The sequence below is a fragment of the Pseudomonas eucalypticola genome (assembly GCF_013374995.1).
In the GTDB taxonomy this organism is placed as follows: domain Bacteria; phylum Pseudomonadota; class Gammaproteobacteria; order Pseudomonadales; family Pseudomonadaceae; genus Aquipseudomonas; species Aquipseudomonas eucalypticola.
This window is the reverse complement of sequence record NZ_CP056030.1, coordinates 2,284,606-2,306,077: the sequence shown is the minus strand read 5'-3', so window position 1 is coordinate 2,306,077 and position 21,472 is coordinate 2,284,606. Positions and strand designations below refer to the sequence as shown.

Genomic DNA, 21,472 nt, shown 5'->3' with positions numbered 1-21,472 from the left:
TCCTGAGGCGACTTCAACACACGATGGTATCGTTACCATTCATGGGCAAAAAAGTAGGCTCAGGCGGTTTTCATGGCAAGCACTAAACGCAGATTTGAGGGAAACACGTCAAAATGATAGCGATATCACCGAAGGGTGGCCGTGCTCTGCCGCTGTACCAGGCTGAAGCCAATGTCCTCGACCACGGCCTCGCAGGGCAGCCCCTGTAGCCGGTCCAGCAAGCGCTGCGCCGCCGTGTGCCCCATCAGCGCGCCGTCGATGCGCACCGTCGACAGGGCCGGGAAGGTGTGTGCTGCGAACGCCATGTCACCAAAGCCCATCACCGCCACCTGCTCCGGCACGGCAATACCTCGCGCTGCGGCCTCGGTCAGCACGCCCTGGGCGATGGTGTCGGAGGTGCACACCACCATCAATGGCTGTTCGCCGGGGCCCGGCGCTGGCGTGAGCCATGCACTCAATCCTTCGCGGCCCTGGGCCAGGGACGGTGCGCCGGCAAAGACGCGCTGGGCGACGGCGTCGATCCCCTGCTCTGCCAAGGCCTGGACAAAGCTGGCCGCCCGCCGTTGGCCACGGGGGTCGTCCACGCCCAGCAGCGCAAACCGGCGATAGCCCAGGCCCAGCAGGTGGCGCGCCACCTCGCGCCCCGCCTGCTCGTGGGAGAAGCCCACCAGCATGTCGATGGGCTCGGCGCTCAGGTCCCAGGTTTCCACCACAGGCACGCCAGCGGCGCGCAGGCGGTTGCGGCTGGCCGGGGTGTGCAGGGTGCCGGTGAGGATGATGCCGTCGGGCCGGCGGCTGAGAATGACCTCCAGCAACTCCTGCTCCTGCTCGCGCTCATAGCCCGACACGCCCAGCAGCACCTGGTAGCCGGCCTGCGCCAGGCGTTCGTTGATGGCCTGGAAGGTGTCGGAGAACAGAGGGTTGGTGACCATGGGCAGCACCACCGCCACCAGCCGCGTGCGGTTGGAACGCAGCGACCCTGCCAGGCGGTTGTGCACATAACCGGTCTGTTCGATGGCGCGCTGCACCTTGAGGCGGGTAGCGCTGCTGACGGTGGCGGGCTGGTTCAGGTAGCGCGACACGGTCATGGGCGCCACGCCCGCCAGCCGCGCGACATCACTGAGCGTGACCGTGGCGCGACGCAAGTCGGGGGTTTCAGCAGGCAGGTCGACCATGGCGTGAACGTGTCCGGAACAGGAAAGGCGAAAGCCGTGAATCCTATCATTTGTAGGGCAATGGCTGCTTCCTGGCGAGCGCCCGCCTCAATCGGGCTTGAAGGAAACACGTCAAAGAGTGAGTAGCGCGGTGATATGCCGCACCCCTAGACTCGCCCACCGTGCCTGTCCCAGAGCCTTGCGGACGGTCAGGCAGCAGCGTACTGCCTTTCGTGATACCTGAGGAGCAACACCATGAATCGACGAGATGCCTTGATCTCGATTGTGCAATTGACTGCACTGGGTGTGGCCAGCACTGCGGGGGCCAGTGTCATCAACGCCCACACCCCGATGCCCGTGGGCACCCGCCCTGACGCCCTGCCCCGGCCCCCACGCAGCGGCGGGCTGCTGTATCTGACGACAGAAGAGGCCCGTGAGGTCGCCGCTGTTTTCGACCGTCTGATTCCCGAGGATGAACTGGGCATGGGCGCCAGCCAGGCCGGCTGTGTCGAGTTCATCGACCGCGAACTGGCCGGCGACTTCGGCCAGGCGGCCAGCGTCTACCGCCTGGGCCCCGTGGTGGCGGGCACGCCCGAGCAAGGCCCGCAGTTTGCACAAACACCCGCGCAACGCTACCGCAGCGGGCTGAAGGACCTGGGCAGCTACACCCAGGCACGCTACGGCAAACCCTTCAGCGCCCTGGACGGCGACACCCAGGACGAACTGCTGCACGCCATGGAAAGCGGCGCCTTGGCCCTGGCCAACACCGCACCCGCCGACTTCTTCGCCCTGTTGCTGCAGAACGTGCGCGAGGGCTATCTGGCCGACCCGCTGTACGGCGGCAACCGTGGCATGGTGGGCTGGAAGCTGATCGGCTTCCCCGGCGCCCGCTATGACTACCGCCCCTACCTGCAGAAGAAAGGCATGGCCTTGAACCTGGAGCCGGTGAGCCTGCTCGACCGCGCCTGATACAGGTCAACCCTGCTCTTGATACCCCCCTCTTTTTGTCAGCCCGGCACGGCGCCCGGCTGCGCGCACAAAGGATTGACCGATGGCAAACGCAAGACCCAAAGCGGACGTGGTAGTGATCGGCCTGGGCTGGTCCGGTTCCGTGATTGCCGAAGAACTGGCCCGGGCGGGCCTCAAGGTGGTAGCCATCGAGCGCGGCGTCTGGCGCGACACCGCCACCGACTTCCCGCCTTCGGTGGACACCGATGAACTGCGCTGGGCCACGCGCAAGGAAATCCTGCAGCCGCCCAGGCTGGAAACCTACACCGTGCGCAACAACGCCAACCAACAGGCACTGCCGGTACGCGAGTGGAGCAACCTGACCCTGGGCTACAACGTCGGCGGCGCCGGCACTCACTGGGCGGCGGCGTCCTGGCGCTTCAACCCGTTCGACTTCCAGCCCTACAGCAAGACCGTGGAGCGCTACGGCAAGCAGCAGCTGGTGCCCGGCCTGCAAGTGCAGGACTGGGGCATCACCTACGATGAGCTGGAACCCTTCTACGATCGCTTCGAGCGCATTGCCGGCACCAGCGGCCAGGCCGGCGTGATCAACGGCACGGTCATCCCCGGTGGCAACCCCTTCGAAGGCTCGCGCAGCCGCGACTTCCCCACCCCGCCCCTGGTACCCAGCCACTGGAACGACATCTTTACCCGTAAAACCACCGAGATGGGTTACCACCCCTTCCCGGTCCCGGCGGGCACCATTTCGCGCGCCTACGTCAATGCCCTGGGCGTGCGCATGGGCCCCTGCACCTACTGCGGCTACTGCCAGCTGTTCGGCTGCGGCAACTGGTCCAAGAGCAGCCCCAACGCCTGCGTGGTGCCCGCGCTGATGCGCCAGCCCACCTTCGAAGTGCTGACCGATACCGAAGTGCTGCACATCAACAAGGCCGCCGACGGCAAGACGGCCACGGGCGTGAGCTTCATCGGCAAAGATGGCGTGGCGGGCGAGCAGCCGGCCGACATCGTCATCGTCGCCGCGTACCAATTGGACAACGTGCGCCTGATGCTGCTGTCCGGGATCGGCCAACCCTACGACCCACGCACCAGGCAAGGCGTGATCGGCCGCAACTACAGTTTCCAGACACTTTCGTATGCCTACCTGTGGTTCGAGAACGAGCACCTCAACCCGTTCATCAACACCGGCTGCCTGGCCATCCAGATCGATGACTTCAACGCCGACAACTTCGACCACACCGGCCTGGGTTTCATCGGCGGTGCGGGCATCCAGTCGCTGTCCAACAGCGGCCTGCCCATCGGCATGGCCGGCGTGCTGCCCAAGGGCGCGCCTGCCTGGGGCAAAGGCTGGAAAAAGGCCTTCCGGCACAGCTACCAGAACTGGGCCATGATCCAGGGCCAGGGCACCAGCTACGCCCATGAGGACGCCTGGTTCGACCTGGACCCGGTGTACAAGGACAACTACGGGCGCCCGCTGCTGCGCATGACCTACGACTACAACCTCAACGACAAACGCTCGGGCGAGTTCGTGCGCCAGAAGTGCGAAGCCATCGCCAAGGAAGTGGGCGGCACGCGCATCGAGTCCTACAACTTTGCCGCCGACCCTTACACGCCGTTCCGCGCCAACGACTCGTCCCACACCATCGGCGGCGTGGTCATGGGTACCGACCCGAAAACAAGCGCGCTGAACCGCTACCAGCAGAGCTGGGACGTGCACAACGTGTTCGTGCTGGGCGCCTCTTCGTTCCCCAACAATGGTGGCTTCAACCCCACGGTCACCATCGGCGCCCTGGCCCTATGGACCGCCAAGGCCATCAAGGAACAGTACCTGGCCAACCCCCGCCCACTGGTGCAGGCATAAGGAGCACGGAGCATGAAAAAACAGCTTTTGAGTGGCCTGGCAGTGGCCTTGCTGGCGGCCTTGGGCGGTGCGTTGTACCTCAACGGAAGCACCCACGCCGATGACGTGGCCGATGATAGCGTGCAGGCAGCCAGTGCCCCGGCGGCCGACGCCCAGGCGATCCAGCGTGGCGCCTACGTGGCCATCCAGGGGGACTGCGCTGCCTGCCACACCGCACCGGGCGGCCGCGCCTATGCCGGTGGCTATGGCCTGCAGACACCTTTCGGCGTGATCCACTCCACCAACATCACCCCCGACCGCGCCAGCGGCATCGGCAACTGGACCGAACGCGACTTCTTCCGCGCCGTGCGTCACGGCAAGCGCCCGGACGGACAACAGCTTTACCCGGCCATGCCCTACAACGCCTACGTGAAAATGAACGACGCCGACCTGTATGATCTTTGGGCCTACGTTCGCTCCCTTGCCCCGGTGCAGCAGACCGCACCGGCTAACACCCTGGGTTTTCCGTACAACATCCGCCTGGCCATGGTGGGCTGGAACCTGCTGTTCTTCGATAACCGCCCTTATCTGCCCGCCCCCAACCAGCCAGCGGCCTGGAACCGCGGCCGCTACCTGGTGGACGGCGCTGGGCACTGCGCCGCCTGCCACACCCCCAAGAATGGGCTGGGCGGCGATACCGGCGCCTACCTGCAAGGTGCAGAACTGTTGGGCGGGCACGCGCCGGAGATCACCAACAACGCCTACCTGGGCCTGGGCAGCTGGAGCCAGGAACAGGTGCGTGACTATTTGAAGCTGGGCAGCAACCACCAGGCTGTAGCTTCGGGCGCCATGGGCGAGGTGGTAGAACACTCTACCCAGTACTTGCGCGGCGAGGACCTGGACGCCATCGCCCTCTACCTCAAGTCCCTGCCCGGATCCGGCGCGGTGGCGCCAGCAGCGTTGCAGGCCGGCGTTGCGCCCATGGGCCGTGGCGCACAGGTGTACGAAGCCAACTGCATGGCGTGCCACGGGGTCCAGGGCGAAGGCATCGCCGGTATGGTCACCGCCTTCGCCGACAATCCGCAGATCCGCACGCCCACGGGATCGAACCTGATCAGCGCGGTGCTCAAGGGAGGCCGGGCCGTGGAGACCGTGGGTAACCCCACAGGCGCGAGCATGCCATCGTTTGACTGGAAGCTTGGGGACAGCGACATCGCTGCGGTGCTGACGTACGTCCGCAATAGCTGGGGCAATGCGGCGCCTGCCATTGCTACCCAGGATGTGGCACGGGCAAGGTCGGCGATCGGCGCACAGCCCCTGCTGAGCCAGAAACCGTAGGCGTCACCTGCTGCGCAGTCCCACCCGCTGGGACCTGCGCGGGACAGGCGCTTGACGGCGTTTGGCCAAGGCGCAGCACTTCGGCGCAAGTGCGCGCTGGCTTGCTGCAGGCGCTGGCCGATGCACTGGAAACCCATCAGCAGACTCTGGTGCCCCTGGCCGACGAGGAAACCCACCTGGGCGCCCCGCGCCTGGCCGGCGAAATAACCCGTACGGCTTTTCAATTGCGCGGCTTCGCCGATCAACTACAGACGGGTGTCACCCTCGCAGCGCCCTCCCATCGTCGTCAAGGCGCACTAAAACTTCCTACCATCCTAAAAACCAATATGCCTTAGCCCCCCTGATGAACCTTATTCAAAATAGTTCCGAATTTTTATCACATCCAGCCTATAACAAAAGACTCGCAATCAATTAACGCAACCAAACACTCAGCTTCGCAACACACTATCCAAATGACCAAATACACAAACCTTCCAAGCCTCAATTTCCGACCCGCAATACTGGTCACCCCCTAACCCTACACCAAACTTCCGAGCCAGCGGAGTTACTTAAGTAACACTTCATAAGCTCTGGAAAAATCTTTCCAATCGAGCCTGCCGATCACTTTGAAAAAGTATACAAACCAGACCGATGAACGATGCATCCTAAGCCCTTGAGCGGCCACGCTAATAAAGTAAAAAATGCATAGTTATTTAGCGACAAAACATGGTAGCCGTTGTTCTTCAACGGAGCCCAGGAGGGTCGATTAAACGCGACAGAAAATTGCATTCCTCTGTAGACACCACATCATTTTGTCCAGATGGCGGCCATTCTCAAGACACTGTGATTTCGATCTGCCCCTTACCGAGAGCCTTTCCCACACAAAAAAGCTCAATGGGCTCGGAGATATATCGAAGCCTCAAAGCTTCTACGACGCCCACAAGACAAGATTTCATCTTCGAAAATATCGATGTATCGTTAGCTATCGAACAGCTTCCAGGCGCTCTAAAACGGGGGGACTCGGACGTCCGCAACACAGTGGAGCTGCCAGTGAAACCCTGATATAGGGGGCGGATCTATACCGATCGGCATATGGACATGAGAATAGAGTAGAGTCTACCTTCTCCATGCTTTATCGAGATGATCATCCATGTGGGTGACGAATACTGGAGGGCATTGCGCTCGGGCATTATCGCCGACCAAAAAAGTAAGCGGCCGCACACAAACAATAACCACAACACAATAAACTTAACCTGCCAAAAACAAACTTACAAAAGAGAGGCAGCTGCAGTGGAAAATATTGGAACCTACATAATTTACGCAATTATGGTCTGTGCCGTGCTTGGCGCCATTGCTTCAGTGTGCAGCTCGAATTCAGAGCTAGGCAAAGAATTCACCGCTGGAATTCACAGTATTGGACCGATATTTATCCCTGTCGCAGGGATCATGGCATCCATCCCTTATATATCGCAATTCACCAATAAACTCATCGGGCCTTTCTTCCAACATCTAGGTGCGGACCCAGGGATTGCAGCCCCTATTTTGATTGCTTCTGACATGGGCGGCTATCAGCTGGCCCACTCTCTAGCTCAGAGCCCAGAAACTTGGATATTAGGGCTTTTTACCGGATTCCAGTCTGGTGCCGCGGTGATTTTTATTATCCCTGTAGGCCTAGCAATGCTCCGCAAGGCTGACCACAAATACATGGCGTTGGGCATCATGGCTGGACTGCTCACCATCCCAGTCAGCATCATGATAATAGCATTGATGACAGAGGCCCTAGGTATCAGCGTTCGCCCGGACGTCGCTACGACCGGCGCCTCAACACAAGCCTTACATTTTACTTTCGCCATTATAGTTAGAAACCTACTACCACTTTTCATTTTTTGTATTGGTCTAGCGTGTGCACTGCGCCTCTTCACAAACATAATGGTCAAACTTTTCCTGATAACTGGAAAACTACTTTATGCGTCTCTGACTCTGATTTTGGTGGCTTCCATAGTCGAATATTTTACTCAGTTTTTCAGCACGATTTTCGGAACGTGGGGGTTTGCTCCTCTCATCGCTGACGGCCAAGGGCAGTTCCACGCTTTAGAGATCGCAGGGTACATTGGTATCATGCTGTGTGGGGCGTTCCCGATGGTCCATCTGATTAAGCGTTTTCTGTCGAGGCCGATTGAGGCAGCGGCATCTCGCCTTGGACTCTCACCAGTTGGAGCGGCGGGAATACTAGCGGCATCCTGCAATATCCTAGCCATGTTTCGCCTGGTTGAAGACATGCCCCCCAAGGATAAGGTGCTTGTGATTGCTTTCTCTGTATGCGCAGCATTTACCTTCGGTGATCACATGGCCTTTTCCGCTAACTTCCAGCCCAATATCATCCTGCCATTGGTCATTGGGAAGCTCAGCGGTGGGTTGATTGGCATGGCGCTCGCGTACTGGCTTGCGGTTCCTAAGGCTCTGGAACTGGGTCGCAAGGGAGGCATTGGCGAAGACCTTCATGTTCCGCCTCAGCGATCCTCGCTCGTCACCGGTGGCACCGCCCGGCAAGCATAATGCATCGCTCGGCTTCCGCGCTCCCCAGCCTCCCATGAGGCTGGCAATTCACCACCCAGAGCGTTATGTTCTTAGGCTGCACAGTCTTGCAGCCAGGCTCTATGCTGAAGGCTATGGTCACTGACAAAGGCACCATTGGCGCAGGGGTGGGTGCACCAAGATAAAGAAAAGAGTGGTGGGAAATGCTAAATGCAGACGCAGAGGTAATATCAAACCTCATAACCTCGTTGGGTACTACTCGCTTTGGAGACGCTATCGACTCTCTACTGAGGCCGAGAGTGAAGTTCGACATGAGTTGTGGGTTTATCTTTCGTTTCAACTGCAACGCCGTATTGGTTCACAACGGCTACAACAGGACGGTCCCTGAATCGACCTTGAGCGCCTACATCAGAGGTGGATATTTGCTTGATCCGTTTTATGTGGCATGTGTGAACGATCATCCTGCGGGCCTGTGGCGAATGTCAGAGCTAGCCCCAGATAGTTTTTTCTCGTCAGGGTTCTCTATTTCTAAGGACTTGCATCCCTGCGTTTCGTCAGAGCACGGCACCAACGTGGAGGAAATAGGGATAATTATCCCTTTACGCCCGCAAGTTTCTGCGGTCTATTCGGTTATGCGCTACCGGCACAATGGAGAGTTTAGCGATGAGGAAATGGAGTATCTCTCCAATATCAAGTCAGTGATTGCGTCAGCCTTCGAAGCGCATTGTAAAATCAGCTTCCCACAAGTGCACTCGGAGGCCGTCAACTCAGGCACTGTGCTAGAGGACGCCTTCATGGACATCCTTCAAGGTCAATTGACAGACTCGCAACGATATGTATCCAAATTAATTTTGCAAGGACACAGCAGCTCTTCAATTGCGGCCAACCTTGGTATATCGGAAGGTACGGTGAAAGTGCACAAGCACAATATTTATCAGCGCTTGGAAATTTCTTCGAACGCCGAGCTATTTCGTCTGTTCATAAACTATTTGGCTAAGACTGCCTGACAAGGTATGTTCTCAGCCCTGGGCTCTAGGCTCAGGGCTGCAGTTCAGCTTGCTTTTTTCTTGACCGACCTCACGAGACCATGACGGGTTTCCTTTGAGGGAGAATATCCGAAGTAAGCAGTGAAGCATCGGCTGAAATGACTTGGCGAAACAAACCCGCAGGCTACAGCGACCTCTACGATGGGCAAATCCGAATGCTGCAGTAGCCGTCTGCTCTCGATGATCCGTAGCTCGATGTAATATCGGGTTGGGCTGGTACATAACTGACACTTGAATAGCCGTTCAATATGGCGCCTTGATATTCCCACATACGCGGCGATCTGATCCAGCTCCAGAGGCTCCTCAATGTTAGCGTCCATCAGGCTGATAATTTCTCGTAATGGCTCGCTCACTTTTTGGTGCGCACTGGGGCTGAGACGGCGAAATCGAGATTCCTCAAACGCGAGAATTTCGCCTACCCGATCGACGAGCGTGCGCCCGTGCAAGGTCCCAATCCACTCCAGCATAAGATAATATGCCCCTACCGGGCTGGCAGCGGAGAGGCGGCCGCGGTCCACGACGTAACTCTCACTTGTCACGAGGCTATATTTGGCAGTTTCTGTGAGGGCTGCTTTGTGTTCTGGATGAACAGCGCACTTATAACCATTTAGCAACCCAGCCTCGCCAATAAACCACATGCCGTTCCACAAACCACCTAGCGCAATATCATGCTGCGACACCATTGCCAGTACATCACGAAGCTGGTGGTTGCTGACGAGCTGAGTCCTGAACCCCCCACAGATTAGCAAGAGATTCAAATTACAAAGATGGACACTACTGAGCTTTTCTGTGGGATGAATGGGCAATTCCAAATCACTCATTACAGAATCCCCACCCAAAGTAAATATCTTGGTGCTAAAAGCATTTTTACAAATGAGATTAGCTGTTACTAAAGCGTCCATTGCCTGTGTAAATGAAAGCAGTGAAAAGTTTTCCAATAGAATGAACCCAACACGAGCATGGGAGACATGCTGAACATCCAAAGCGCTGCCAAACTGCATATTTAAACCGGAACGAATTCCACTGAACGGTCTTCTTTTTATCATATCAAACCCTCCAGACAATAAAAGAACTACAAATAAATAATAATACACCGAGAAAAAAAGGCCTGATACAGGCCTAAAGCTACCCCCCAGGCTTACTGAGGAGTAGGAGGTGAAATCATCTGACTGGTGGACGTACGTGGTAGCTTTGCATTATTTGAAAAGCAATCCGAGGTGTTCGCTCAAGAAGAAACCTTCTGGATCGAGTTCGCGGCGCAGAGCCAGAAAATCCTTAGCACGAGGGTAGATCGCTTTCACGTCCTCACCAGTGAGGAAGTGCAGTTTTCCCCAATGAGGACGGGCCCCGTACATACGCAGGATCGCGTCTACTGCACGTAAAAAACCCCAATAATCTTTGCCCGGCTCGCCGGAGACAGAAATGGTCGCACTGTCCTGCTCGAAGAAGGGGCTCATCCAAGCCCCATCACCAGCCGTGAAGCGATACTCCAGCGGGTACACGGCTTCCGGAAAATCTTCGAGCATGGTTTTACGCACGGCCATGAGAGCTTCTTTGGCATAAGCAATCGGCACGGCATATTCAAGCTCGTGGAAATTGGGCAGGTACTCGATCGGGTAGACGTCAGAACTATAAGCCACCTTCTCGAACTGGCTCTCGAACGGCGGTCTGTCGGTGATATCCATCACTTTTACTTCACAGACATCAGTAGTGCGGCCCGACTTCGAAGTCGCGGCCGTATCAGGCAAACAGTAGAAATGCCGGCTCTGCTCGTATGGGCACCAGAAGAAGCTGAAATGGCGGTGTTTCTTGGCCAATTCGTCATGTTTCTCCATCACACTTTCGAAATCTTCGCGCCAGATCCGCTCATGGAGATTGAAAGCATCTGTAACCTGAAGAGTGATCTCGGAGACGATGCCCAGCACCCCTAGAGATACACGCCCGGCATTGAGCAGATCTGGGGTGCCCTCGTCGACTTTAATCATGCTACCGTTGGGTTGAATCAACTTCATACCGACAATGGATGATGCCAGGTTACCTAATTGCATACCTGTGCCGTGGGTACCAGTTGTCAGTGCGCCGGCGATTGACTGGCTGTCAATATCGCCTTGGTTGATCATAGACAACCCGGCAGCCTTCAAGGCGCGCCCGAACTCGTTCATGGTGGTACCGGCTGAAGCGGTCACACGTTTACGCTCATAGTCGATGCTGCGAACACCCCTGATATTTCCCAAAGTCAGGTGCAATCCGTTGGTCAATGCAACTGGAGTGAAAGAATGTCCTGAACCTGCGACACGAACGTTCATGCCTTTTGAGGTTGCATCACTCACCATCGAACAGAGCTCTTCTTCATTGGTCGGAGCACCTCGAGCTGCGCGGACACAGGACTGATTGCCTGCCCAGTTGCGCCAGTGAGCGTGATCGAGGCCGAACTCGTTGATATGCATGTTGTTGGATGACGTGCTCACGATAATCTCCTGCAATTTTTTCTTCTGATTAGATTGCGGTGTAGCCGTTGTCGGCAAACAGATGTGCTCCATTCACGAAGCTTGCATCATCGCTTGCAAGGAAAAGAGCAGCGCTAGCCACCTCCTCAGGTTTGCACAGCCTACCTTGAGCCGCAGCAATGGCGCTTTCAGTCACATCGACACCGTATTTGCTAAGAGTGTCGATTTCGCGCAGTCCATGAGCAGTTGCAATGAACCCAGGACAAATAGCATTGGAACGAATGCCTCGATCCCGGAATTCGACAGCGATGGCACGCGCGAACATGTGAGTGGCGCCTTTGCTGGTGCAATAGAGCACTTCCATGGGGGTGCCCACCACTGCAGAAATGGACGAAGTGCAAACAATGCTGCCGCCGCCAGCAGCGAGCATGCCAGGGAGCACGGCTTTCGTGACGAGGAACATGCTTTTCACATTCACAGCCATGATCCGGTCCCACTCCGTTTCAGTTGTTTCCAAGAAAGGAGCAGCCGAAAGAATGCCAGCATGGTTCATGAGAACTGTGATCGGACCAAACGCCTCCTCGACAGATCGAACCGCGTGTGACACCTGATCAGAGCTAGAAACGTCAGCAGGTGCGAAAATTACAGAGTGCCCAGCGTCACGGAGTCGCGCAGCGACTGACTCACCCTGACTGCTTGGAAGATCAACGATGCCAACCGAGGCCCCCTCGGCAGCGAAGAGTTCAGATGCTGCTAACCCGCAGCCCCCAGCGCCTCCAGTGATGAGGGCGACCTTACCCTTAAGACGTTCGCTCATTTTGCTCTCCGGATCGCAAGGTTTGCCCTCGGATCTGTTGGTTTTTTATGACACGGTGCTGTGCCCGTCGTTGCAGGATGAACTAGGGACGAAAGTTGATCCATATGCCGAAGGGTATATGACTGCCACTGCCTAGGCTTGCTTGTGCCCTGAAGGCTGGGACGACCCGACCTGGAAAACTCACCGCCACCTCAGACTCCAAAATTTATTTGAGTTAGCATGCCGTAGCGCTGTTCCCCGGCACCATGGCCCTGTCTTGCACACCATCCTTAAAACTTCATAGAAATTGTCTACCAAACCAATAGTCTCAGAAAGCACCCATGCAAAACTGGTAATTCTATGATTGCACGGCCTTATACTGACATATCTGCCCCACTGTCTAATTTGTCGCACGAGCTCCAGCACAACCCCATACCAATTCGAGGATTAGCATCCGCATCAATGCAAAAACCTCAGCACAAAAAACAACCATTAATCAAAACACACATACAAACTCACCCCCTTACACACCAACTGCTAGAGAACAAAAACAACGACACAACTCTCAAGGAAGAGAATCCGAATCGCACGTATCGATCGCTAGCCTACAAGCTAAGCAGAACTCTGGCTGCAACCTTGAACTCCACAATCACTGAAACCAACCCGCGGCAACTAGCCATCCACAACTACAATCCATTCTCAGGTGGGCCACCACCTCGGCGGACTACACAATCTACCCGCCCGCCCAGCGCGCTCAGAAGGGAGCATCAATGACTTTGTAACAAAAAGTTTCACGTCCGAATATTTATTTTTTGGCATTTGGAGATGTCTAAGCTGCAATTGCATGAAAACTAAAAACAACTCTATAGAGCCGGCCAGTTCTGTATACCCACCTCACATCGCAAGGCCAATTGTAACAAACACGTTACTTGCCCCGCATGAACCTCTGGACATCGTACGAGTCACGAAAGGATCCGGGACGGCACATATCTGTAACCCACTGACAGATCCGAACCCCGGCTGCAGGGAATTCACCCTCTGTAGTCAAAAGGGAAGCCCTGTACATGGACAGATCAATCAAGGGAGGATGTTCAAATGGTCTCACTTAAAACCGATTACCACCCCATAGAGGTTGCCTTGCACTGGTGCAACTTGGCTAACCATGCCACCGAAATTCTCGCGGTGGCTTTCTACAATCCAGACAAGCTCCTCAGGCTATTTCCTCAGTGGCCCTCGCTCCATGCCTACACCGAGCGGATTTACGACGCAATTCTCTGCGGTGAATTACCCGCATGGTATCTCGGACGCCAGTTCCGCCCAGATAGTGATTTCAACCGCGCCTACCTTACGGTTCGCCGCCCCGATCTGAGGGGCTGGGTGGCGCGCGACTATCCCGACGACCTCCCAGCGTTTCTGTTTGAGTGCGACGCGTTGCATGTTCAATGCGTCAGCTTAGGCGCGCATTTGGCGCAAAAATCAGAGCTGGAGGCCACTGCTCGGGAACTGCAGAACGTTCGGCAGACACTCGCCATTCGAACTGCAGAGCTGGAGTCGCAGATCATCGACCTGCAGGCGGTGATAGATCGCATGGATCTGTTGGAGGAGCCGAGCAACGATTCCAGCCTCATGCACTACCTCATCATCGGCGCTCTGCTGGCCATCAGCGCAGGCAAATCTCCCGAGGGGCAGGTGCAGTCCATCTACAAGGACCAGAGCACCATCGTGGCTGAAATTCTGCGCCGCTTTGCCAATATTCGAGGATTGAGCAAACGCTCCCTTGATCGGAAATTTGCGCAGGCTCGGCGCTGCCTGAAGCAAGCGGAGTAAGCCTTACCAGCGATTGCCAGGCAATTGGTGCAATTGCCTGGCAATGACAATCGCCCATTCTGGTTATTGACTGAATGTCACATCCCACCACGCGCCAAACGACGCTAAGGAGTGACATCATGCAATCTACCGCCACCATCACCGCCTCCGCCGAACGTCACATCATGCGTCGTGACGAGGTCGAACAGAAAACCGGCTTCAAGCGCTCGCACATCTACAACCTGATGAAAGCTGGGATGTTTCCGCAATGCCGGCGCATCGGCACCCGCGCGGTAGGTTGGGACTCGCTGGAAATCGAGCAGTGGGTGCAAGATCGCCTGTCGATCCGGGACTGAGGCCATGGACGTTCTCTCGTTGATCTCAACCAAGGGTGGCGCCGGCAAGACGACCGTCGCCGCCAACCTCGGTGGCTTGCTGGCCGACGCCGGTTTGCGCGTTCTGCTGTTGGACCTGGACAGCCAGCCAACGCTGTCCAGCTACTATGCCCTGCCCCAGCCCCGCGCCGCCGGCAGCTACGAGTTGATCGCGCAGAACCTCACCGCGGCCGACCAGATCGTCAGCGCCACGGCGATCCCTGGCCTTGATCTGATTGCCTCCAATGATCGTGCTGGCCATCTCAATACCCTGCTGCTACATGCACCCGATGGGCGCCTGCGCCTGCGCAACCTGCTGCCAGCTTTCGCCGATGACTACGACGTGCTGGTGGTGGACACCCAAGGCGCGCGTAGCGTCGTCGTCGAAATGGCCATCCTCGCCTCGAGCTGCGCGTTGTGTCCCTTACCGCCGGAGATGCTCGCGGCGCGAGAGCTGCGCCGCGGCACCCTGGGGCTGTTCGAGGAATTGGAGCCCTACCGGCACCTTGGGGTGTCGCTGCCGCCAGTGAAACTGCTGCTCAACCAGGTCAATTTCAATCGCCGGGACACGCGTCTGATCATGCAGAGTCTACAGACGACCTTCGGGGACGATGTGCACGTCAGCCTCTGCGACACAGTGATTCCCGACCGTGTCGCTTATCTGAATGCCGCCACCCTCGGGATGCCGGTACACCGTGTCGAGGCGCACCCCGTGCGGGGCGGCCGCGGATGTCCAGCCGCTCTGGTGATGCTCAACCTGGCCCTGGAACTGTTTCCGCAATGGCGCCGGCAGCTAATCAAGACTGCACCCGGCTCGGACAGGCGCAGGACTGCTTCCTGAGTAATCTCCAACCACCCCGCCGTGCCCCATCCCGGGCGTGGCTTAACCCGGGCCGACCTCATGAAGACACCCACCTGCGAGGAAATCACCCGCAAGCTGCAGCACTCCCACTTTCCCAACACGCCAAGTCTGGGCCAACCGGCAGATCCTGCCTGCGATACGCCGATGCTCGTTACCCTTGAGCAGCTGCGCCCTTATGATCACAACCCGCGGTTCATCCGCAATCCGCTGTACGCCGACATCAAGGAATCGATCCGAGAGCGCGGCCTGGACCAGCCACCGGCCATCACCCGTCGTCCCGGCGAGGCTCATTTCATTATCCGCAACGGCGGCAATACGCGCCTGGCTATCCTCAATGAGCTCTGGCAGGAAACCCGCGACCAGCAGTTCTTCCGCATTGCCTGCCTATTCCGACCTTGGTCAACCGAGACACACGCGCTGCTGGGGCACCTGGCCGAAAGCGACCTGCATGGTCAACTGACCTTCATCGAACGCGCTTTGGCAGTGGCCAAGCTCAGGGACATGCTGCAAGCCGACAGCGCCCCGTTAAGCCAACGTGAGCTGGCAAAGCGCTTGGGTGAGGGGGGGTACCCCATCTCGCAACCCCATATCAGCCGCATGTTCGATACGCTGGAGCACCTCCTGCCCGCCATGCCTCAAGTGTTATACACCGGACTTGGCAAACAACTCATCGAGCGCACCATCAGTCTGCGGCGCAGGAGCGAAGCAGTCTGGAACCGCTATGCGTTCGACGTCGGAGACTTTGAGCCCCTGTGGTTGGAGAGCCTGGCACAGTTTGACGGTGACGCTGCGGATTTCGATCTATCCCAGGTGGAGGATGAACTCTTGGCGCGGATGGCGGATATCCTGCGCCAGTCGCCTCGCACGCTAGCGTTGGACCTGGCCCAGGTAGCTAGCGCCGTGACCGTGCCTCCTCCGGTGGTTCATGGGGACGAGCATGGAGAATCAGGCCCAAGCCTTGGAATGTTCTTGGAGTCATCCTCCAGCCAGGACGCTATGCTCGAGCGCAATCCAGTGCCGCAGATGAGTGAGGACACCTCACGGTCCAATGCACTGCCTAAGACGCTCCAGGCAGAGCATGAAGAGGAGGAGGTTCAACCCGCTGTCGCCTCGCCAGCAGATGCAGCGGCGATTTCCCTGCCAACTTCACTCGACCAACTGTGGCTGTTGAGCCTCAAGCATGTCAGTGCCGGCCGGCTACGGCAGGCTTGCGCACAGTTGGCCTTGCAATTGGCCGAATACGGCGATCTCGGCGACGGGGTCGTCCCGATGAACACGCATCTGGGTTTCTCCCTGACACCTGCCATCGAACCTCCCTCCGAACCCCGCAGCCTCGGCATTCAACTGCTGCTGGGCAGCCTGCTGCGGCTTCACGATGAGGTGCTCTGGGAGCATCAACAGCAACTGCCCGCCGCGCTATTCGGCCAGTTGCTGACCGGGGTCTACGACCAGCCGCTGGAGGACCACCAACCGCTGCCGATGAAGCTCGAACGCCTGCCCGATGAGCAGTTGCTACAACTCTTCTGCCTTGTCCGCTTGTCCCGCCAGTTGATCGACCTCTCGCTATCGTCCACTCGCTAACACTCGGAGGTGCCCCATGGGCACGACATTCAATCTGTTGAATCATGCCATGCTCAACCAGGTGCTGCATGAGCTGCGTCATGGCCGCGTGCAGCGTTGCAGGGCCCTCGGTTTGGGCGACGAGGATATCGAGGTACTGCAGTCATTGCCGCCCACCACCCTCTCCCACCTGGCGCACTCAAATATTTCCTGGGTGGAGGTCAAGGTCGACATCACCGTTCTGCGCCGGCTGATCAGCCAGGCCGAGCGTGACGAGCAAAACGAGCGGCTGATCAATCGCGCCCTCAAGCTGGGTGCCAGCTCCAGCATCATGTACCGCTGTTTCGGGCTGGATCATTCGGAAACCGCGCTGCGCCGACGCGTGCTGAAGATCGAGACTCACCGTGGACGTCCGGTACAGCTGAGCGAAGCCCAGGAGCATGCGGTGTGGCAACGCTGGTGCCAACTACGCGACGACGATCAGCACTTCGACCCCTTGGACGCGATGATGATGCTCGCCGAGGAGCAGCACATCAGCCTGACCCTGGTGTGGCAGCAGATCGATCTCTACGGAGGTGCACCATGCTGAGTTTTTACGACATCGATTGGGCCGACGTCGTTCGGCAGAGCCTTCCAGCCCTGAAACGGTATAACCAGTACCTGGTCAAGCAAGGGGCTCTATGCCCGGCCGCGCTCGAAGCAGCGTCTCCACGTTTTGTCTACGCAGGCAAGGACAATCCAATGCCCCAGGCATTGCTGCTCGACACGCGGCTGACGCCGCTGGAGCGCAACACCTGGCAGGTATTACGCTGGCTGATCACCGAGCGCCACGTCGAGGCTCCACGCTACCAGGACCTGCAACCGTACCTGGCCACCAGCCCCTGTGGCGCGCAAGCCTCACGCGAGACCATCGCCCGGGCGTTGAACGTACTGCGCAGCACCCGCTGGTTGAGCTTGGCCGACCGTGCACGCGATGAGCAAGGCTGCCTGCGTGGCAGCATCTACGTGCTCTACGACGAACCGTTGTTACCGCATCAGGCGCTCGATGTCGACAGCGGCTACTTGGCTTTGCTCCAGCAGAACCTCAGCCATGCCACCAAGGGCGTGCGCGACCTGGCGCGACACGTGCTGCAGGAGCTGCGGGATGATGCACAGGTGCCCGCCGATATCCTCATGGGCATCGATCAGGCTGCGGAGCGCGCGGTGCAACAACCATTGCCGTTCGCGCAGCCTTCCAAGCTTGAGGGTTCCGAACGGACGGCAGCGGACAACGTTCGGAATTCTCAAGCCAGCTCGGCAGGGAGCGCCGATGACAGCAAGCCTCCGGTTTTGGCTGATGTTCGGAATCCGAACGCGACCTGTACAGTACTTAAAAGCCAAAGCAATAAAAAAACAGTACCGCGCGCGGGGCTGGCGGACGCTGCGGCGCAGTGGCCGGAGACGCTGCAACTGAGCCTGGGTGAACGCAAGATGGCGCAGCAGGCGCTGCATCGGTTGGAACCGGACCAACGCCAAGCAGTGATCAATGAGGCGGTCGCCCGCTGCATCCGCGGCACGGTCCGAAAACCTGCGGCCTACCTGATGGGGCTGATCAAGCGCGCCTGCAACGGCGAGTTCACCCTCTGGGCAGCCCGGGCGCTCACCGGCGAACCGGAGGCCGCTCGCCCTCGCCCCTCGACATCGCACGAGCCGAAGAACACGCCGAGGCCACCCCGCGAGGCTTCGCCACTGGCGCTGGCGTGCCTCACCGAGCTAAAGCAACGATGCCGCGTGGTCAGCGCCAGCTGACGGATCTGATGCCAACGACATCACGTCCAGCGAGGTCCACTGATAGCGGGCGATCCGGAACGCTTGTCCTCACATTGATCGCCGAGCAAAGCTAGCCCTGCCGCCGTCGTCACAGGTGCTCGAATGGCAAGGAAACCGATGAAGACGATCTGGACCAACGATGGGGTCGATCAACCACGCCTGCCACGGTGAAGCCATCTCGGAACTGCCGGGGCACTGATCGGCGCGACCAAGTCGCCGTGCTCGCCTGCCGACATGGCATGAGGCAGTAGCGTGCCACCCTAAACCACTGCCACGAAGCGGCATCCTCGATGGCTCCCGGTGGAACTGATGCTGATGGCATCACTCCAGCGACGTCCAGCGATGCCGAGCAATCCGAAGCGATCGCCTTCGCATTGATCGCTGTAGAGCGCCGCAAGACCGCCCAAGGTGAGCGCCATCTCCACGGCGAGGAACCGGCGATGGTCGACCACTACCAACTCAACCTGGGTTCATTGCGCAGCAGCATCACCCTTACGCTGCACACCCATCACGCCGCGCGCCTGTGGCAGGGACGCCTGGCCCGCGAGGGCGTGCATGCGATCATGGGCATGGCCGGCTACATCAGCGTCACCAACCTGCTCAAGCAGGCCAGCAGCCAGGATGACCCCTTCGCCGACTGGTTCATGCTGCAGCTGGAAGAAAAGCTGCTGCTGGCCAAGACCGAAATGCTCGCCCTGTCCGAACAGGTGGGGCGCCTGGAGCGCGACCTGCCGAGCCAGGTCGACATCGGCGACAACCTCAACATCCACCCGGTGACCCTGCCGCTGTTTATCGGCAGCCAGCTGGGGTTTCTTGCGGTCTACCTACTCACCGACTACGACACGCTGGTGCGGCGGGTGCTGCTGGCCCACCACACGGCGCTGATCGGCCGCAGCGACATGGAAATCTGGATCGACCGCGGTGCGCACCTGCTGCGTAGCCTGTTTGGCCTGGCGCAACGCTACCGTCTGGCCGGCGTCAGCCGCGATGACATGGCGGCGAACAATGCCCGCGCCCGCGAGGCCGTGGATAAATTTGGCCTGCCGCCGCAGGACATCCTCGAAGGCCTGCGGCGTTCGCAGTTCGCCCCGCCGACGGTACGCCATCCCGCCGTGATCCATGAGGCAGTGCTCGATGACGAGGCGCCAGACGAGCAAGTGGCACCTGAACCAGCCGTTCAGCCCGAAGGCGGTGCGGCATGACCCTGGCCGAGGCGATCGCCCGGCGTCTGTCAACGGATGCCTATCGGCAATTCGAACAGGGTGCCTCCCTAAAAGGCCTTTTAAAGCCTTTTAAGGGTAAGGGGGAGCTGCAGCAACTGGCCGATACCGCGCTGCGCCTGGAAACCCAGGTGGCCGAGCTGATGAGCGTGCTGCTGGCCATCGTGGCGCAGCCGCCCTTCTCGCTGCTGGACCTGCGTCTGGTGGTCCAGCGCAGCGCGGCCGGCACGAACTTCCTGCGCTGGCGCAGCCGTGATTTCAATCGCATGGGTGCACTGGTGTGGGAGCGGGCGATGGCACAGCCACAGCTGGCGCAAGCGGTGCGCGAGGCGCTGCTGCAGCTGGAGGTCAACCGCATCACCCTGAACCTGCAGATGAGCAGCCTGCATTCGCTGCACCGGCACGCCACGGCCAGCGCGATCAAGCTGCAGGCCGCCGAAACCCTCTTCGATCACTCCCCTACCCCCACCGTGGAGCAGCAACCATGAGCACTCTGTTTGTCGGCGAAGGCAACATCGGCAGTGTCCCCGAATTCCAGGAATTCAGCACCAACCCGGATGAGCCACGGCGCCTGCTGCGGCTGAACGTGTATTTCGACAATCCGGTGCCGCGCGAAGGCGGCTACGAGGATCGCGGCGGCTACTGGGCGCCGGTGGAGCTCTGGCACCGGGATGCCGAGCATTGGAGCACGCTGTTCCAGAAGGGCATGCGCATCCTGGTCGAGGGCCGCACGGTCAAGGACGAGTGGGAGGACAGCGAGGACAACGCGCGGGTGACGTTCAAGGTGGAAGCGCGGCGCATCGGCATCCTGCCACACCGCCTGGCGTCGGTGACTATGCGCGAGAAAGCCAGCGAGCCGGCCAAGGGCGACGGCTCGGCGCGCAAGACTGGCGGCAAGAAAGGCGCGCGCAAAACCGATTGAAGGTGGACGTCAGTGGAATCGCGCCGGCTCATCGCGAGGCCCACGCTGGGCCGGCCACCTGCTTGGCGTGTAGCCACTGCGGCTCCTCCACACCTTGATTACTGCTGGCGGGCGAGATCGTGCTGGGCATGTGCCAGCAGCAGGGCCGCCTCGTACAGGTGCTGGTCCAAAGCACGGAACGCCCGCCAATGCGCCGGGCTCTGCTTGACCCAACTGGCCAACGCCTCCCTCGCCTGCAGGTTGTTCGGCTCCACATGAGTGGCCAGGAACAGCTCGTAGGCCTTGATCTCCAGCGCCGTCATGTCGGCGTCATCGGCACGGTCCATGTTGCCTCCTCGTGCTGACAGGTATACCGCACTTTCTCAGCTAAATACGCCCCAACAGGTTGTTAGTCAACCTATCAGGGCGTTCATATGCTCGAGTTGATGATCAACCATATGGGTCGAATTGGAGATCGTCCCGTTGCCCGCCAAACAGCCTAGCCTACGTTACATCGGTCGCCAGTTGGCCCAGCTGCGCCACGCCCGCCAACTGACCCAGGAAGACCTCGGCGAGCGCCTGGAGATTGGCGCCGAAGCGGTCTCGCGCCTGGAGCGCGGCCTGGTCGACCTGTCGGTGACCAAGCTGCTGCAGCTCGCCGACATCTTCCAGTGCTCGGCCGCCGAGCTGTTGGTGGCCATCAGCCCCCGCGCGCAGGATCAGGCCCAGACGTTCGCGACGTTGCTCGACAAGCTCAGCGCCGAGGACCGGCAATTTGCCCTCGATTCCGTCGAGCGCCTGGCCGCGCACCTGGCGCGCAAATAAGGGCACACCGTTTC

Annotated in this window: 21 protein-coding genes; 16 read left to right on the top strand and 5 right to left on the bottom strand. The window is 59.0% G+C overall.

All coding sequences use genetic code 11. The annotated features are described in order from the left end of the window. Positions 1-125: 125 nt before the first annotated feature. The gene (locus tag HWQ56_RS10680) at positions 126-1,175 is read right to left on the bottom strand and encodes a LacI family DNA-binding transcriptional regulator (protein WP_176570440.1); all 1,050 of its coding nucleotides are present in this window, start codon (positions 1,173-1,175) and stop codon (positions 126-128) included. Positions 1,176-1,409: 234 nt separating this feature from the next. Between HWQ56_RS10680 and HWQ56_RS10675 the strand changes: the two genes are divergently transcribed. The 6 genes from HWQ56_RS10675 to HWQ56_RS10650 all read left to right on the top strand — a co-directional run bounded on the left by HWQ56_RS10675 (position 1,410) and on the right by HWQ56_RS10650 (position 8,819). Then, the gene (locus HWQ56_RS10675; RefSeq protein WP_176570439.1) at positions 1,410-2,123 is read left to right on the top strand and encodes a gluconate 2-dehydrogenase subunit 3 family protein; all 714 of its coding nucleotides are present in this window, start codon (positions 1,410-1,412) and stop codon (positions 2,121-2,123) included. An 82-nt stretch (positions 2,124-2,205) separates the two neighbouring features. Continuing rightward, positions 2,206-3,981, top strand: a complete 1,776-nt coding sequence (locus tag HWQ56_RS10670; RefSeq protein WP_176570438.1) for a GMC family oxidoreductase — start codon at positions 2,206-2,208, stop codon at positions 3,979-3,981. A 12-nt stretch (positions 3,982-3,993) separates the two neighbouring features. Further along, positions 3,994-5,298, top strand: a complete 1,305-nt coding sequence (locus tag HWQ56_RS10665) for a c-type cytochrome (RefSeq protein WP_176570437.1) — start codon at positions 3,994-3,996, stop codon at positions 5,296-5,298. Positions 5,299-5,399: 101 nt separating this feature from the next. Then, a complete protein-coding gene (locus HWQ56_RS10660) occupies positions 5,400-5,633 on the top strand; it encodes a hypothetical protein (RefSeq protein ID WP_176570436.1) in 234 nt (77 codons plus the stop codon). Between the two features lie 934 nt (positions 5,634-6,567). After that, a complete protein-coding gene (eutH, locus tag HWQ56_RS10655; RefSeq protein WP_176572379.1) occupies positions 6,568-7,833 on the top strand; it encodes an ethanolamine utilization protein EutH in 1,266 nt (421 codons plus the stop codon). Between the two features lie 182 nt (positions 7,834-8,015). Then, positions 8,016-8,819 (top strand): response regulator transcription factor, encoded by an 804-nt coding sequence (locus HWQ56_RS10650; protein WP_176570435.1) that lies wholly within the window; start codon positions 8,016-8,018, stop codon positions 8,817-8,819. A 44-nt stretch (positions 8,820-8,863) separates the two neighbouring features. On the opposite strand, the gene HWQ56_RS10645 is transcribed toward HWQ56_RS10650, so the two are convergent. The 3 genes from HWQ56_RS10645 to HWQ56_RS10635 form a co-directional block, all read right to left on the bottom strand. Further along, positions 8,864-9,904 (bottom strand): GlxA family transcriptional regulator, encoded by a 1,041-nt coding sequence (locus HWQ56_RS10645; protein ID WP_176570434.1) that lies wholly within the window; start codon positions 9,902-9,904, stop codon positions 8,864-8,866. 150 nt (positions 9,905-10,054) lie between these two features. Further along, on the bottom strand, positions 10,055-11,326 hold the full coding sequence (locus tag HWQ56_RS10640) for a D-arabinono-1,4-lactone oxidase (RefSeq protein ID WP_176570433.1): 1,272 nt from the start codon (positions 11,324-11,326) through the stop codon (positions 10,055-10,057). A 28-nt stretch (positions 11,327-11,354) separates the two neighbouring features. Then, the gene (locus HWQ56_RS10635) at positions 11,355-12,122 is read right to left on the bottom strand and encodes an SDR family NAD(P)-dependent oxidoreductase (protein WP_176570432.1); all 768 of its coding nucleotides are present in this window, start codon (positions 12,120-12,122) and stop codon (positions 11,355-11,357) included. Positions 12,123-13,196: 1,074 nt separating this feature from the next. Between HWQ56_RS10635 and HWQ56_RS10630 the strand changes: the two genes are divergently transcribed. From HWQ56_RS10630 to HWQ56_RS10590, 9 genes are all read left to right on the top strand, one after another. Further along, on the top strand, positions 13,197-13,928 hold the full coding sequence (locus HWQ56_RS10630; protein WP_176570431.1) for a hypothetical protein: 732 nt from the start codon (positions 13,197-13,199) through the stop codon (positions 13,926-13,928). 119 nt (positions 13,929-14,047) lie between these two features. Then, positions 14,048-14,263 carry an AlpA family transcriptional regulator gene (locus HWQ56_RS10625; RefSeq protein ID WP_176570430.1) on the top strand — a complete coding sequence of 72 codons (216 nt, stop codon included), beginning with the start codon at positions 14,048-14,050 and terminating at the stop codon, positions 14,261-14,263. A gap of 4 nt (positions 14,264-14,267) precedes the next feature. Continuing rightward, positions 14,268-15,122: a ParA family protein gene (locus HWQ56_RS10620; protein ID WP_176570429.1), complete on the top strand. Its 855-nt coding sequence runs from the start codon at positions 14,268-14,270 to the stop codon at positions 15,120-15,122. A 60-nt stretch (positions 15,123-15,182) separates the two neighbouring features. Further along, positions 15,183-16,724 carry a ParB family protein gene (locus HWQ56_RS10615; RefSeq protein WP_176570428.1) on the top strand — a complete coding sequence of 514 codons (1,542 nt, stop codon included), beginning with the start codon at positions 15,183-15,185 and terminating at the stop codon, positions 16,722-16,724. Between the two features lie 16 nt (positions 16,725-16,740). Next, positions 16,741-17,292 carry a DUF2857 domain-containing protein gene (locus tag HWQ56_RS10610; protein WP_176570427.1) on the top strand — a complete coding sequence of 184 codons (552 nt, stop codon included), beginning with the start codon at positions 16,741-16,743 and terminating at the stop codon, positions 17,290-17,292. Further along, positions 17,286-18,491 (top strand): STY4528 family pathogenicity island replication protein, encoded by a 1,206-nt coding sequence (locus HWQ56_RS10605; RefSeq protein WP_176570426.1) that lies wholly within the window; start codon positions 17,286-17,288, stop codon positions 18,489-18,491. The genes HWQ56_RS10610 and HWQ56_RS10605 overlap by 7 nt, the downstream gene beginning before the upstream one ends. 461 nt (positions 18,492-18,952) lie before the next feature. Continuing rightward, the gene (locus HWQ56_RS10600; protein WP_176572378.1) at positions 18,953-19,714 is read left to right on the top strand and encodes a PFL_4669 family integrating conjugative element protein; all 762 of its coding nucleotides are present in this window, start codon (positions 18,953-18,955) and stop codon (positions 19,712-19,714) included. Next, positions 19,711-20,220 (top strand): DUF3158 family protein, encoded by a 510-nt coding sequence (locus HWQ56_RS10595; RefSeq protein WP_176570425.1) that lies wholly within the window; start codon positions 19,711-19,713, stop codon positions 20,218-20,220. Before HWQ56_RS10600 ends, HWQ56_RS10595 begins: the two co-directional genes overlap by 4 nt. Further along, on the top strand, positions 20,217-20,654 hold the full coding sequence (locus HWQ56_RS10590) for a single-stranded DNA-binding protein (RefSeq protein ID WP_176570424.1): 438 nt from the start codon (positions 20,217-20,219) through the stop codon (positions 20,652-20,654). Before HWQ56_RS10595 ends, HWQ56_RS10590 begins: the two co-directional genes overlap by 4 nt. A gap of 98 nt (positions 20,655-20,752) precedes the next feature. Here HWQ56_RS10590 and HWQ56_RS10585 read toward each other — a convergent pair whose 3' ends face one another. Next, positions 20,753-20,980 (bottom strand): hypothetical protein, encoded by a 228-nt coding sequence (locus HWQ56_RS10585; protein ID WP_176570423.1) that lies wholly within the window; start codon positions 20,978-20,980, stop codon positions 20,753-20,755. 136 nt (positions 20,981-21,116) lie between these two features. Here HWQ56_RS10585 and HWQ56_RS10580 point away from each other — a divergent pair, with 136 nt between their 5' ends. Next, positions 21,117-21,458 carry a helix-turn-helix domain-containing protein gene (locus HWQ56_RS10580; RefSeq protein WP_176570422.1) on the top strand — a complete coding sequence of 114 codons (342 nt, stop codon included), beginning with the start codon at positions 21,117-21,119 and terminating at the stop codon, positions 21,456-21,458. Positions 21,459-21,472: the final 14 nt, after the last annotated feature.

Bases quoted from the DNA above. Each gene is read 5' to 3' on its own strand.
- HWQ56_RS10650 (WP_176570435.1), top strand. From the start codon at position 8,016: ATGCTAAATGCAGACGCAGAGGTAATATCAAACCTCATAACCTCGTTG.
- HWQ56_RS10635 (WP_176570432.1), bottom strand. From the start codon at position 12,122: ATGAGCGAACGTCTTAAGGGTAAGGTCGCCCTCATCACTGGAGGCGCT.
- HWQ56_RS10680 (WP_176570440.1), bottom strand. From the start codon at position 1,175: ATGGTCGACCTGCCTGCTGAAACCCCCGACTTGCGTCGCGCCACGGTC.
- HWQ56_RS10620 (WP_176570429.1), top strand. From the start codon at position 14,268: ATGGACGTTCTCTCGTTGATCTCAACCAAGGGTGGCGCCGGCAAGACG.
- HWQ56_RS10595 (WP_176570425.1), top strand. From the start codon at position 19,711: ATGACCCTGGCCGAGGCGATCGCCCGGCGTCTGTCAACGGATGCCTAT.
- HWQ56_RS10600 (WP_176572378.1), top strand. From the start codon at position 18,953: ATGGTCGACCACTACCAACTCAACCTGGGTTCATTGCGCAGCAGCATC.
- HWQ56_RS10670 (WP_176570438.1), top strand. From the start codon at position 2,206: ATGGCAAACGCAAGACCCAAAGCGGACGTGGTAGTGATCGGCCTGGGC.
- HWQ56_RS10610 (WP_176570427.1), top strand. From the start codon at position 16,741: ATGGGCACGACATTCAATCTGTTGAATCATGCCATGCTCAACCAGGTG.
- HWQ56_RS10605 (WP_176570426.1), top strand. From the start codon at position 17,286: ATGCTGAGTTTTTACGACATCGATTGGGCCGACGTCGTTCGGCAGAGC.
- HWQ56_RS10615 (WP_176570428.1), top strand. From the start codon at position 15,183: ATGAAGACACCCACCTGCGAGGAAATCACCCGCAAGCTGCAGCACTCC.
- HWQ56_RS10625 (WP_176570430.1), top strand. From the start codon at position 14,048: ATGCAATCTACCGCCACCATCACCGCCTCCGCCGAACGTCACATCATG.
- HWQ56_RS10645 (WP_176570434.1), bottom strand. From the start codon at position 9,904: ATGATAAAAAGAAGACCGTTCAGTGGAATTCGTTCCGGTTTAAATATG.
- HWQ56_RS10585 (WP_176570423.1), bottom strand. From the start codon at position 20,980: ATGGACCGTGCCGATGACGCCGACATGACGGCGCTGGAGATCAAGGCC.
- HWQ56_RS10630 (WP_176570431.1), top strand. From the start codon at position 13,197: ATGGTCTCACTTAAAACCGATTACCACCCCATAGAGGTTGCCTTGCAC.
- HWQ56_RS10665 (WP_176570437.1), top strand. From the start codon at position 3,994: ATGAAAAAACAGCTTTTGAGTGGCCTGGCAGTGGCCTTGCTGGCGGCC.
- HWQ56_RS10590 (WP_176570424.1), top strand. From the start codon at position 20,217: ATGAGCACTCTGTTTGTCGGCGAAGGCAACATCGGCAGTGTCCCCGAA.
- HWQ56_RS10675 (WP_176570439.1), top strand. From the start codon at position 1,410: ATGAATCGACGAGATGCCTTGATCTCGATTGTGCAATTGACTGCACTG.